8 protein-coding genes and 1 pseudogene are annotated in these 13,861 nt (G+C 47.3%); 3 read left to right on the plus strand and 6 right to left on the minus strand.

The genetic code is table 11. The annotated features are described in order from the left end of the window. Positions 1-133: 133 nt before the first annotated feature. The 3 genes from VMUT_RS08830 (at position 134) to VMUT_RS08840 (ending at position 9,545) form a co-directional block, all read left to right on the plus strand. Complete coding sequence (locus tag VMUT_RS08830) at positions 134-7,600, plus strand: hypothetical protein (protein ID WP_013605071.1); 7,467 nt, start codon at positions 134-136, stop codon at positions 7,598-7,600. A 128-nt stretch (positions 7,601-7,728) separates the two neighbouring features. Continuing rightward, positions 7,729-8,766: a DUF3782 domain-containing protein gene (locus tag VMUT_RS08835; protein WP_013605072.1), complete on the plus strand. Its 1,038-nt coding sequence runs from the start codon at positions 7,729-7,731 to the stop codon at positions 8,764-8,766. 11 nt (positions 8,767-8,777) lie between these two features. Then, positions 8,778-9,545 (plus strand): HepT-like ribonuclease domain-containing protein, encoded by a 768-nt coding sequence (locus VMUT_RS08840; protein ID WP_237699634.1) that lies wholly within the window; start codon positions 8,778-8,780, stop codon positions 9,543-9,545. A gap of 195 nt (positions 9,546-9,740) precedes the next feature. Here VMUT_RS08840 and VMUT_RS08845 read toward each other — a convergent pair. The 6 genes and pseudogenes from VMUT_RS08845 to VMUT_RS08865 form a co-directional block, all read right to left on the minus strand. Beyond that, positions 9,741-10,762: pseudogene (locus VMUT_RS08845) on the minus strand (ATP-binding protein). 31 nt (positions 10,763-10,793) lie between these two features. After that, a complete protein-coding gene (locus VMUT_RS13325; protein WP_013605074.1) occupies positions 10,794-11,090 on the minus strand; it encodes a PaREP1 family protein in 297 nt (98 codons plus the stop codon). Positions 11,091-11,093: 3 nt separating this feature from the next. After that, the gene (locus VMUT_RS13330; RefSeq protein ID WP_013605075.1) at positions 11,094-11,273 is read right to left on the minus strand and encodes a hypothetical protein; all 180 of its coding nucleotides are present in this window, start codon (positions 11,271-11,273) and stop codon (positions 11,094-11,096) included. A 293-nt stretch (positions 11,274-11,566) separates the two neighbouring features. Next, the gene (locus tag VMUT_RS08855) at positions 11,567-12,049 is read right to left on the minus strand and encodes a PaREP1 family protein (RefSeq protein ID WP_013605076.1); all 483 of its coding nucleotides are present in this window, start codon (positions 12,047-12,049) and stop codon (positions 11,567-11,569) included. Positions 12,050-12,260: 211 nt separating this feature from the next. Next, positions 12,261-12,731 (minus strand): PaREP1 family protein, encoded by a 471-nt coding sequence (locus VMUT_RS08860; RefSeq protein WP_083805521.1) that lies wholly within the window; start codon positions 12,729-12,731, stop codon positions 12,261-12,263. 444 nt (positions 12,732-13,175) lie between these two features. Continuing rightward, on the minus strand, positions 13,176-13,796 hold the full coding sequence (locus VMUT_RS08865) for a glycosyltransferase (RefSeq protein ID WP_158304807.1): 621 nt from the start codon (positions 13,794-13,796) through the stop codon (positions 13,176-13,178). Positions 13,797-13,861: the final 65 nt, after the last annotated feature.

The following is a 13,861-nucleotide window of genomic DNA, read 5'->3' on the forward strand; positions in this document are numbered from 1 at the left end:
AAGCTAAATATATATTAATGATGGAATTATAAATATTATATTTATTTGTTCCACGATATGTGCAGTTCCACGGGATTACTCAACGATCTTTCCAAGCGAGTCCCTTATAAACCCAATCGTACATTGAAGCCCGATGTCAAAACCCAAAACCAATTGGGAACTACCTAAACTAATAATACCAGTAGTAACTCTACTAGTAATAATAGGAATAGTTGCCGGGCTGGGACACCCAGCCTTAGCACAGCAGTACGGACCAACATCAGTGCCAATACCACCAGTAACCTACACCTATACAATGTACTGGAACCTAACAGACGCAAGACTAACAATGACGTACCCACTCAGTACCTCTTACTGCCAAAGCTGTTATACCCTAATAAATCGCACAGTGCCTTGGTACTTCACAGCCGGTAAATCCTTCACCATATACATAGCCAACGCAAGCGACGTCTACTACTGGAACAGCCAGAGCCAGAGCTTTGTATTGTATTCACCTATTGAAATGACCGCTACAGCCACGGCAAACTCAACAGGAGGCGTAACCTGGACAGTAAGCACAACACTAACCGGCGGAGTAACACCAAGCCAGGTCTACGCAAACTGGACAGTAGTGGTGGTCCTAAATAATTACGGAGGAGCGAACTGGATGGTATTTAATGTAACAACCGTAAATGCATCGTTAAACAGCCTAATGACTAACCTAACCAGCGTAAGTCCATCGACATACTTATCAACACCAACAGGCCCCTACTACTTATTCAGACCAGTATATGGCGCTGAGACCACAAATAGCAGCCTATACGTGGTACTACCAGACCTATACTTCTTCTTCCTATATGTTGGCACGGCAACAAGCACAACATCAATATCACCGTTACCATCAACATCACAACTGGAGGCCTCAGTAACGCTGGGCACCGGCGTAACAGTCTTCGGACCAACCACCTACAACAGCACAGTGTCAGGTGCCTCAACTAACATCTATGGCTATTCATACACGGGCTTCGGCCCAATCTACTACGTAACCAACGAGTTCAGCGGCCTGAACTCCGCAGACCACAACTACCCAAGCGTCACTGCCCAACCAATAACAATAACAGTTAATTACGTATACCCAAGCGGCCAGGCAGTAACACTATTCAACTATACAACTGCAACAGAAAATAATGCAACTACACCGGAGTCATTTAATGCGGCTGTGGCATATACGTGGAATTATACCCATACTGGCGCATCAGGTATGGTAAGCTTAACGGCACTATGCAACGCCACTGGTGTTGACCCAGCATTGCTGGTTGGTATACCGGTGGTTTCATTCTACATAGGCAGTGTCTATGACCTAAAGGGCAACCTAATAATTGGAAGTGCCAAAAACATACCCAACCCAATACTTGCGGAGAAACTATACGTAAAGTGGTTACTATCAACAACACCAACAGCCACCGTAGTCAGTGAGAACTACCTACGCTACTACGAATCAACACCAGCCCTGGTACCCGTCGGCTACTTCAGCGGTACTGGACCAGGCGCGCCATCATTTGCATCCACCGGATTCCCAACGCCGCAGCTCTACATATTCTATGAGAATCTGCCAGTATTCACGGCAGCAATATCGTCGGTTAGCTCAGGAGTGTCCATGGTCAATATAACCAATGTATTCGTGTCTCTAATGCCAGTATTCATAAACATAACCCAGTACCAGCCAGGAGTTCCAGCATCAAGCCAGTTACCACTCAGCCCCAACATAGTACCATACCTAACTGTGTACTACTTATACTCAACAACACCAACCATAAGCCAGACACCACCAACCAGCGCAGTACAGGGCATGCTATATTATGAGGAGCAAGTATGGACTAACGAGACAACCTACGGCACGTACTACCCAGCAACAATAGCCCAATTCCCACCATTTGAGCAATCCTCAGTATCCGGTGTGCTAGTTACACCTGAGGTTAATTGGTTCCCAGCACCACCGCTCAGCGGTACGGTATCTGCCACAGCAAATGGTCCAACGTCAGTCACAATAACACCGCCAACATCGCAGCAGGTATACTACTACACCTTCTGGCTGCAGTACAATGGCATGACCGTGGGCTTTGGAACTTATGCGCTTGGTTATGAACCAGGTACTATCTACAATGAGCAATACATGGTCAGTACACCAGAAATGCCAGTATTTGATGTGTATCCACTTAGCGAGAGTAATACAACATTATTATCATTCTACGACAATGCCACTGAACTGGCTGTAATGACACCAACGGGTGTTTTACCAAGTGGTACAATACAGTTTGCCAATGTAACCGTTGAGAGGGCATTCATAGCCGCGACATACACAGTCTATAACGTGCAGTTCCTCAACCTATGCAATGAGACAATAACTTCGGGCACAGTCTACATAAGTGAGCTAACACCGAGTGGTATGTCCGTTACATTACCGCCAGTACAGTTGAGTTCCTCGGCTTATATAATGAAGATAACAGCACCAATGGCCCTAGAGATATCATCAGTGTCCGGCGCGCCGTACATAGAGGCCATGTCACCAGTATTCAACTTCACATTGAACTACTACGGCTACGTAATGCCAAGCGTTAACTACACCAGTAGACAGCCCGAGTACAACTACATGCTAACTCCTGGCATTGTCAATGTTGTTTACTTCCCACTCATTGACATTAATATTCAAGTACTCAGTGAGACAACGCCGCAGTATCCACTACAGGGCTTCGTTGTAAATCTATACAGCGCAGTGACTGGGCAGAAAATGTGGGAAGCAATAACCAACTCGAGTGGCTATGTATACATAATGAATGTACCAATCAACGCCAGTTACATAACGCCAGTCTCATACGTAATGCTTAAGGTCAGGACAATAAGCCCAGCCACAGACAGTGTCTACCCATACGCCTCTGTGTCACAGCAGTATGGACAGACGTACCAGGCATACGCAAGCGCTTTAGGAATACCGAGTGGCTACTACGCCTACACGCTTGGTACTAGGGGTCCATTCGATGAGAACTTAACGATTTACTACGAGCAGTTCTCAGTGCCAGTAACAACCGTATGCGGTCAAGTATTCCCAATAACCGTACCGGTTGAGAACCTACACATAATAGTAACTGATCTGCAGGGCAATGTGCTGAGCAGCCAGCCAGTCTACCCATGCGCAACGCCAAGCTACTGCCCAAGCTTCTACTACAACGTGACCCTAGTACTTGATGACCAGTACAGTCCATACTACCTAGCCAGCCAGTGGTTAGTATTCCCAACGTACTGGCTGAACCTAACCGACTTCAGGGTTGTTGGACAGACCTGGATGCAGCCTCAATACGAGGCTCTGGAGAGTACATTCCAGTCATTACTAGCCGCTGATCAGGCAGCCTACCAGAGCGGCACAATTGGTTTACAGCAGTTTGCCGAGTGGTACGTGGGCAACTACAGCTACTACACACTAGCCGCATTACTGGCTAACTACAGTACACCATCACCATTCGCAATATTCACATTCCCATCAATAGTACCTCACGAGGGCACAATATTCATGAGACTATTCATGCCAGGCCAGGCATTCCAGATGAAGGTCTACTACCTAGGCCAGGAGGTATTCAACCAGATAGTGCCGGTGCCTTCACCTAATGAGGACGTGATAATAACACCAACAGGACAGGTTGAGTACACCACAAGCAATGTAACTGTCTACATAGCTGGGCAGGCAGTGACAGTACCACCAAATGGCACAATAATAATCGAGAGCAGTGTTTACCCAGTCACCTTCAACATAACGAGTAAGAGCGGCATATACCCAGTGGGCAACACCTACCTAGGACTAACATTCACAGACGTCCTATACAGGGAGTACGTGATGCCACCATACTCAGCCCTAAGCACTAACATAGCCCAGAACTACATAAATAACACGGCCTATCCATTCAATGTAACAAGCTTTGGAATACTAACACCAAGCCAGCTTGAGCTACTGACAATGGGTACATACTCAATAATCGAGTCATACCAGACATCAACAGTTAATTACAACCCAAGCGCTGTGGCCAGCGAGGAGCTGATTGATAATGCCTACTCAATGGCTGGTTATGTACTGCCTAACCTAATGGGCTTCTTCGTTAATGCCAGCAGCCCAACAACAGGCCTAACACCACTATACATGACGAGTATATACCCGAACGTATTCAGCACAACGACGCCGAGTGCGGTGGCCTTTAACCTAACCATGGGCATACCAATATATGCACATGTTGGTACATCAATAACAGCCACAGCAACGCCCAATGATACGTTCCTATACGCACCAAGCGCGGCCTACAGCGAGTATAGACTATTGGTCAATGAGTCGCTGATGGAGCCAGTAACGCCATTGCCGGCAGTCATTGACGGCTCATCAACCACATTATCAGCTAGTCCACTAACTGGCTTATACCCAATGACATATGCAGTTGAGGTTTCACAGACGGCGAGCAGCCAGGTTAACTTCACATACTACACAGTGCCTAACCTAGCGAGCTATAGGTTGTGGGAGGCTTATGTTAATGCCACTGGAATGAGCTCAGTCACCAATGCCACAGTTGGCATTTACGCAGCTAATGCAACTGGTTGGTACTACGTATACAGTGTTAATGTAACATCAACATTCCAGCAGGCAATGGTTAGGACAGTACCACTATACATCTACCTGAGCTACAGCAAGATAACCAGTGTAGTCCAGTCACCAACTGAAGTGGCGGTAATACTGTACGTGAGTGGCAGCGGTACATACTACTTACTACCACCAGCCTACTATGGCGACCACACGCAGGTTGAGTATCCAGTAATAAGCAGCGGTTTCGGTGGTGTGGTGCATTACTACACGGAGAATTTGTACACTGTTGCGACGGGTTCAATGGCAGGAACAACGCAGACAATAACATTCACATACCCAACAGTGAACTCCACGTGGTATCCATACTTCGGAAGCCCATTAACCGTGGTAATACCCGTTGGCTCTAATGGCGAGGCTGTGTTTGACGTGCCATGGTGGGCACCAACAACTGGAGCCTATGGTACAAGGATTGCGAGGTTCTGGATAATGGGCACAACAAGCACGACCAATGTTGGTTACGGCAGCATAACACCGGTAATAACACCAAGCCAGTACGTAGCTGGTACAGTATCACCACTGCCTGAGTATGCAGTCAGCAGCTATGTACTACTGAACTACATAACGCCAAGCGGTGGAGCAACGACAGTCTACACCGGCGAGATACCGCCAGGCACAGTAACGAGCAGCGGGTCACTATACATGACAGCCATTGGCGCAGGCACAGGTGGCACATCAACGCCAATGCTAATGTTTGACACACTGTTCCCAGAGGACCTGTGGAACGTAACGATGAGCGCAATACAGGCTGTCAGTGGTGTCTATAACCTAAGGACAACAGCTCTAGAGAGCGTTGAGATCTACAACAATGCCACATTCCCAATATTCGTTACAGGCTTCATGTTCTCAACACCAACCAAGACATACTCACTAAGTGCACCAACAACTGAGGTAGGTCCAGGAGCCATCGTCGATGTACCCGCGCAGTACATCTACGGCAGCAGCTATGAGTTCACATCAACATGGTGCGACTTAGGTAACTACACACCATACATACCAGACCTATCGGCGACCTTCTACTACACACCACCCAACGCCACATTCTACCTAGCCAATGGAACGGCATTACCATTCACAGTATATCCAAATGGCACAGTAGCAATTAATGGTGTGACCTACAGCATAAGCCAGCTAGAGGCTCCATTGCAGTCACCGAGCATTAACTTCACGACACTCTACGCAGGCAGTGAGTTAGACAACAGCAACACCACGGTTGCAATACCGCAGTACGGAGAGAGTGCCAGATCAAGTGTATACTATGAGTCCTACTATAACTACAGCAGTTCGATCGTTGGTGCTCAATCGTATGTGTATGACGACATGCCATACCCAGTCAATGGTAAGTGGGATATAGCTGGTTATGTTGGTGTTCCTCCATCATTGCTTAACCTATTGCCCAGCGCCAGCAGTGATACTGAGGCTAAGTTAGTCTTCACATACCCAACAATACCGCTAATGTCAATTGAGGATTGGGACGGTAGACCACTACCTAACCAGATGATTGTTGAGTACGGTACAGGCACATCACCAGTACTCTGCGCAGGCACTGCACCAATAGCCATTGACTTCAGTGGCGTTAATGGCCAATTACTACAGCCAATGCCAGTGGGCAGTAGGACTGTTGTGTATTGGTATGACAGCTGCTTGCTCTATACAATAACCAGTGGTGCCTACCCATACATCAACATCTATGACACAAGCATAAGCACTGACGTAAGCACACTGGGCAATGCAGCCACAACGGCAACTGTTGAGACCCACGTCGTACCCGCCACCGTGTACCTAAAGAGCGCCACAGGCACTGGAATACCCGGCGCACTGGTTGTTGTGTTTGATCAGCCAACAATGGGTAATGAATTCCTAGGCTTCAACGTAACTGGTACTGACGGTTCAATAACACCAGTTGACTATAGGATATACCCACCAGCCACAAGCCAACTACCACCAACCAATTACTACGTTGTTGTTTACTATGCAGCTAACGGCACACCATTAACATGGCAGCAAATACACCAGGCAATAAGTAGTGGAACACCGCTTGAACTAGTGCCTGTATTTGAGAACACCTTCAGCATACAGAGGACTGTCACGGCCACCGAGGCAATCGAGTCCTTCACACTAAGTAACATACTAACAACAGCAAATATAGTGGTTGTGCTATCAAGCTTCGGCCCAGCACCAGGCGTGACCCTAAGCTACAGCGTATCTGAACCAGAGTGCCCAGTGACAATAACAGCAGTGTCACCAGCATCAACAATTGTTGGCTATACATACACAGTATCGCCACTGGTGCCATCACCAAGTACATGCACAACAACCACAGCAGTGAGTGGTACTGGAACGACCAATGCTCAGGGACAGTTAACAACGGCAACCTTCGTGACACCAATATCGCCGTTTGCAGCCCAAGTAACTGTGTCAGTGCAGTCATGGAAGGGAATACCACTGGGCTATACCTACACCTACTACGTAACGAGTAGCAATGCATCATCGCCAATACAGGTGTCAGTACCGGCTGTTGAGTTAACGGTGACTCCAGTGAGTGCCAGTGGTGCTCCATTGATGAGTGAGGCTACTGTGAATGTTACATGCCAGACCCCAAGCGGTACTGTGCCAGTGGCCAGTGGTGTTGGTTCACAGACCGTTGTTGTTCCAATACCAAGCAGTGGTTCAATAACATGTACAGTGGCTGGTTACAGCTATGGAAAGAGCGCGAGCACCACGGTGACGCTGACGAGTAGCCAGGCTGGGCAGACAATAACTAAGACACTAACAATACCAGTGAGCGGCTACTACATACCTGGTGTGGGCTTCGTGCCTGTGAGCACATTCATACTGCTGGCTGTTGTGATAATAATCATAATAATACTAATAGTGATACTGCTAATTGAGTACAGCAACTGGAGGAGGAGGAGACTAGCTGGCTTGCTGGGCCCGCCGAAGTGAGGGCCTTAAATACATAAATCGCCTCAAAATCACCTTCCCCTCAAATTTTCCTTCCTTCATTTTATTTTTCCTCCAATCCCTCCTCAAGGACCAACAACCTTATATTTAGCTCCAGGGATTAACAATCAGTGGGTGGGCAAGCCAATAAGATTAATAGGGATGAGTTGCTCAGGCTTCTTAGGGAGGATGAGGAGCTTAGGCTAGCCGTAATGGGTTTGCTTGGCATTGTTGATGTTCAATCATCACTAAGGCAATTAATCAATGCCATTAACAAACTTGCCGAGGCCCAGACCAGGTCTGTCAATGCGATGCAGGGCATTGCCGAGGGTGAGACGAGGATTACCGAAATGCTCGGTAAGGTGACTGACATGCTGGCGAAGATCAATGAGATGATTATGGACCTCGCGGAGACCCTGAGCAGGACCATCGACATGGTCGAGAGGCTCGCCAAGGGGCAGGAGGAGCTGGGCAGCGCCATTAAGCAACTCACCGAGGTCCAAAGGGTTACCTGGGAGGCCGTTAAGCAGTTAATTGATGGTGAGGGCAAAATACTCGACTTACTAAGGCAGTCCCTTGACTCGCAGGGTAGGCTTTGGCAGGAGGTTAGGGTCCTTCAGGAGGGCCAGAACAACCTATTGGTTGAGGTAAAGAGGTTAGGTGAGAATATCGAGAGGTTGTGGCAGGAGGTTAAGGCCATGAGGGAGGAGGAGACTAGGTTGCGTGAGGGTCAGGAAAGGCTTTGGGAGAGGTATGATAGGCTTGATAGGAAGTTATCGGCGCTCGGCGCCAGGTGGGGCGTGTTCAGTGAGGAGGCGTTTAGGAGAACAATCGAGGAATTACTCAGTGGAGTTGGTTACAAGGTTGAGAAGTGGAGTTATAATGACGCGGAGGGCTACGTGTTCGGATATCCAAGCGTTGTTGACCTGGACATAGTGATTATGGATGACAAGGCCTTTGCCGTGGAGATAAAATCCTCAGTAAGTAGAAGCGACCTAGTGGTATTTAAACGCATTGCGGAGCTTTACGAGAGGGTCACGGGTAGGAGACTCGATGCCAAGTACCTGGTGACCTACTTCATTGGCGAGAGGGATGAGAAGTCCGTGATTGACCTGGCCAACTCCCTGGACATAAAGATCGTAGAGCCCGAGGAATTAACGAGGCAATGAGCGTGATTTCCATGAGACTCAAGGGAATCCTCGAATTACTAACGAAGTACTTCGGAGAATTCCAGGCAATACGGCGGAGTGGTGGGAGTATCTACGCAATCGAGAGGCTTGCGCAATTAACGATACAGGCATTGCTGAACATGGGCGCGATGCTCGCGGTGGAGCTGAGGGATGAGAAGCCCGAGACATATAGGGGCATTGCTGATTACCTATCCAATAAACTAGGCCTTAGTGAGGACTTGAGGAGATTCCTGAGGAGCCTCGCCGGCTTTAGGAACGTGTTGGTTCACGGGTATGCGGAGATTGATAGGGGCCTTGAGGAGGAGGCCTTCAGGGAGATGGAGGAGAGGTTGCCAACCATTCTCGAGAAAATAAGCAGCCTCATAATGAGCATCGGTGACCCGGGGCAGATAGGCATTGAGGAGTTGAGGGTTAGGCTAAGGCCAGTGTTTGAGAGGCATGGCGTCAAGTTCGCGTTCCTATTCGGCTCAAGGGCCAGGAAGGAGGTTGGTAAGGACTACGACATCGCTATTTCAGCAAACCTCAGGAGCGCCCTGGAGATTGGCGGGTTAATAGTGGATATAGCCGAGGCCCTGGGCGTAAGTGAGGACTTAGTCGACGTGGTCCACATAGAGAGCGCGGACGCATCAATCCTCTACTCAGTGATTAGTGATGGCGTGGTGATCTACGGCAATGAGGATGAAGCCGTGAACTACCTATGGAGGAGGTACCTGGAACTCCTCGACATAAATGAGTACGTAAACCACCTAGAAAGGTGATGGGCACCTAACTAATGGGGACCTAACCACCTGGTCGATAGACGCCGCCACAGAGGAACGGCTAGGCTGCCCTGGCTGGGTTAGGTTGGTTTTTCTTCTCTGGTTATGTTTAGAAATTTCTAAACGTGGCGGGCAGCGCGTTGATCGCTCATGATTGGGGCGTGGCTTTGTTGGGTGGGTCCTTGGTTTTGGTTTTCACTGTGTTGTTTCCTGTAGTGCTTTTTTGATGGCTTCTCTGTGTAGTGGTGTTTGCCATGCGACGTACTTCCCAATCCCGAGCTCAGGGTCCCTCTCGGGCGGTGGTTGGTCTATCCATAGGGGCTCGTCCCTCCATTGTGGTATTTTAATGGCTAAGTTTAACCTAATTAGTTTGTTCATTAGTGGTATCCCCTCCTTGGTGAATAATGCGTCTGGATCATCAATGGCCTCCGCCAATAAATGCCTCTTCTCGCTGCTCAGCGAAGCTATGAATGCATCAACACCCCTCTCCTCAATTAAGCCCGTGATTAATCTACCCACGTCCCAATTAACCTCGTAGAGCCTACCCAGTAGTTTTGGGTTTCCTCCGGTTATTCTCCAAACCTCATTGAAGTCGGGGGTTTATTACCCGGTATCTGCTCGTATAATTGCCTAAACCCCTCCCTACTCATGTTCCACATCGCCAATAAATCAGCCCACCTATGACGCCCAATTTCGCGTCTCGAAACACCCTCACTCGTGGCTGCTATTGCCACTATCCTCTCGTACATCTCAGGCGGGTACTCAATTAGGTTCAATAAGGCCTTCACGTATAGTGTTGACTCCCTAACGCCGATCACTTGAAATGCATCATTAACAATAATCGCCACCTTACCCCTGGTCGCCTTAATCAAGTCGTAGGCAATGTTGTAGGCTATCCACGCAATCCTAGTAAGGGCATTCTGATTAATTGCCTCCTCAATGAGTTTCATGAACTCATCCCTGAGACCAGCCACGCTAATCTCCGCAATGGCAAGCCTGTTGATCGGGTTCACATAGATAACCTCAAAACCCAAATCCCTAAGGAGCTCCACGGGCTGCAGGAGCCACGCAGTCTTACCGCAGCCCTCAGGACCATAAACAACCTGAACCACAGACATACCGCGCCCAGCCCAATACTCAACCCTCCCAAGGGCTTGTTCCCTATCTGCAAATTTGACCTGCAGGTTCGAAGCCAAGTTCAGCCTAATCCTCCTCACCACATTCACCTACTGGTAGAACTAACCCTTGTCACTTACCTAAGTTCCTCAGCCCCTTAAGGGCATTGCTACCCCACCTAACCCTAGCCTTCAACTTCTCAACATGCCTAACCAACTCACCAATGAGCAAAACAATATCCTTAGCTGTCTCTTCTTCGTTTCTATAGTTTGATAGTACCATATCTGGGTCTGGCCAATTACATTGATAATCGTGGAGTTCTAGGGCTGTGCTCAACCATGTTGATAATTCACTGTGTCTAACCTCTTTAAGCGTTTGTGTTAATGCCTTTACTCTACTTGTTAGAATCCTAGGCACTACCTTCTTCATAAGTCACTTCCTCATGCCTTTGGCTATCTGAATCGGTCCTTTGCTAGAGGCATCCCTAATAAGGTAATCTTTAAGGAGTCTAAGGGCTAAACCAGTCTCAACCAAAGTCTCCGGTAGCCTAGCATTAACATAGTCCTCAGTAGTAGGCTTAAGCCATGGTTTCTCAATAATCTCAACACCCACGGACCTATACTACTGGTGCTCCTATAAATGCCTAAACGCTGCTAGTGGTTGCTGAGAAATCTCCATCAATGCGCCACACCGTAACTAGCACGCGGATTCATAGGTTTTAGATTCATTGTGGCTAATAGTTATTGACTATTAGTTACTTGACCCTATAGCTGCATGCTAAACTTGAAGGTATTGGATTCCTCAATAAGAGCATTGACCTTTAAGGTTGGGAATTAGAGTGCCTAGGCCAAGAGTAAGGCGAATCATTAAAACAGTAAAACCATACTCCAAAAAGGTTAGAGTATTCACACTGAGCCTTGTTGAAGGAGGATTTCCTTAGCCTCATCTAGCATTTTCCTAACCTTATTTACGCCAACCTTTACATAGTCTATTGTTAGCTTCCCCTCGTGGAATCCCCATACGTGTAGGTCATATGCAGCGTTCCAACCATCAATAACCCAGTCACCCAGACTCTTAGCTAGGGTCTTACTAGCCATACTTAGTAGATACGTGTACCATCGGCCCTCCCTCAGGAACCTATCATACTCAGGTGTCCTGAACTTCTCCGCCAGGGCCTTAATGACCTCCTCCGCAGCCTTGTAGGCCTTCTCGCTTGCCTGTGCAGCATCGCCCTTATTCACGTACTCCTCACACTCCCTCATGTACTTTTCAGCAATACTAATCCTCTCCCTAGAACTCTCCTCAGGATCCTTAGCACCCAGTGCATCAAGTAGTAATTCATTAACATCAATACCCAGTTCCATTAACCTCCTAATCAACCCCTCCACGCACTAATAATAATTGAGCCCACCTTATAAACCTGCCCCACCACAACGAATACCTTAAACAGGTGACTCCTAAAGGGTTAGGGGTATGGAATGGGGGCCATTATCAGGAGTTGAGCATTAGTACGATTTACCCACTTTATTTACCTCCTCCTTAAGTGCCTTGAATGCGTTTTCTAATTCATCACCCATTTCACCCTTAGTTTCAATTTCTCTATTCCCCCATTAATTCGTTTATAACGAGTTTTACGCCCACTACAGCCTCCTCCCTACTTCTGTACTTCGATAACGCCATGCCTGGATCCGGACCATTGTACTGATAGTCATGTAGGTCTAATGCCTTGTCCGTCCATGCTGATAACCCGCCATAACCAACATCCTCGAGCAATTGGGACAATGCCTTCATCCTACCCGTCGGTACCCTAGGCACAGCCCTATCCATAAGCCACCCCCTCTCCTCATCAGACCTAGTTACCTGCATCAATTTACCCAACTCAAGCCTGAGCAAGGCAGCCAACAATGCCCTCCACACCCGGAAGGCCTTACCAGCAGAATCCCTAACCAAGCCCCTACCCAGGAACTTAAGGGCCAACCCAGCCTCAACTAAAGCCTCCAACAACCTAGCACTGACATAATCCTCCATGGTCAGCCTAGGCAAAGGCCTCTCAAGGGCCTCAGCACTCATGCCCATCACCTAACACACCCCACGCCGACCATAACAACGATAGCAACAACCACACCCAACAAAACCAACACAAACACAACCAACACCTCAAACGCGGAAAGCCACGATTAATTTATTTGTCTAAGCCACGTTTAGAAATTTCCAAACACAACAAAAACCAATAATTAATCTTAACATCCTCACGGTTTAACCCCCACATTACCTAAATGGTTGGAAACCGGGCGGAGTAATGTTAGACCATGGATAATGGGTCCTATAGAGTTAGGTTGGGATAGCCGAGTTATTTAATGAGATAAATAAATGTCGCGTTACGTTGGCTGGTATTCAGGGATACGTTGCGTTAAGTATTTCGGAGACGGGGGGATTCTATACCTCGTTTAGTATTTAATGAATAGGATGAGTTAGTTGTGAACTTAGCTTAACCGAGGCGCCATTTATTCTAGGTCATAATGCGCCGCTTATGATGTCCTTAACCCTATCCCTAAATTTCTCAAAGGAGAATTCCCTAGCCCTCTTTACCACCAACCTACTCATCCTAGCGAATTCCCTATCGCTCGTTAATACCCTGCACAACGCCTCCACAGCCTCCTCCCTGCTTGAGTATCCATAGCCATACCTACCCATGTCCACTATGTCAAACCAGGGACCCCCAGACCTATGAACAATCGGTACAGCACCGGCTGCCATGGCCTTGATAACTACCATGCCAAGATGTTCATGAGGCTTTACATGGATAAACGCCATGGATTTATTAAGTATCTTATAAATATCATCAATACTTAAATTTATAAAAATTCTAATTTTCTCTTTAATACCTAGTTTTTCCGCTAAATTAAGTAAATATTTTACATGTCTAATATCCGTATTATTATTAATAGATCCTATTAAATATAACTTTATATTATTAATGCCGCATTTATTAATTAAATCTTTAAATACGATAAGGATGAAATCCCAGTCCTTTGCATATTCAAACCTTGCTAATATGCTTGCAATTAAGTCTTTATTACTTGAGTACTTCATTACTCTATTAACATCAATAGGTGAGTGAAGAATCTTTGGCATATAACCTAGTGCACTTCTTGATAGCATTGCTGAGTACAAACTGTTAGTAAATACTCTATCAGGAT

This window comes from Vulcanisaeta moutnovskia 768-28 (assembly GCF_000190315.1).
Taxonomy (GTDB): domain Archaea; phylum Thermoproteota; class Thermoprotei; order Thermoproteales; family Thermocladiaceae; genus Vulcanisaeta; species Vulcanisaeta moutnovskia.

Excerpts from the sequence above, each read along its gene's own strand:
- VMUT_RS13325 (WP_013605074.1), bottom strand. The coding sequence starts at position 11,090 with ATGAAGAAGGTAGTGCCTAGGATTCTAACAAGTAGAGTAAAGGCATTA.
- VMUT_RS08860 (WP_083805521.1), bottom strand. The coding sequence starts at position 12,731 with ATGAGTGCTGAGGCCCTTGAGAGGCCTTTGCCTAGGCTGACCATGGAG.
- VMUT_RS08840 (WP_237699634.1), top strand. The coding sequence starts at position 8,778 with ATGAGACTCAAGGGAATCCTCGAATTACTAACGAAGTACTTCGGAGAA.
- VMUT_RS08865 (WP_158304807.1), bottom strand. The coding sequence starts at position 13,796 with ATGCCAAAGATTCTTCACTCACCTATTGATGTTAATAGAGTAATGAAG.
- VMUT_RS08830 (WP_013605071.1), top strand. The coding sequence starts at position 134 with ATGTCAAAACCCAAAACCAATTGGGAACTACCTAAACTAATAATACCA.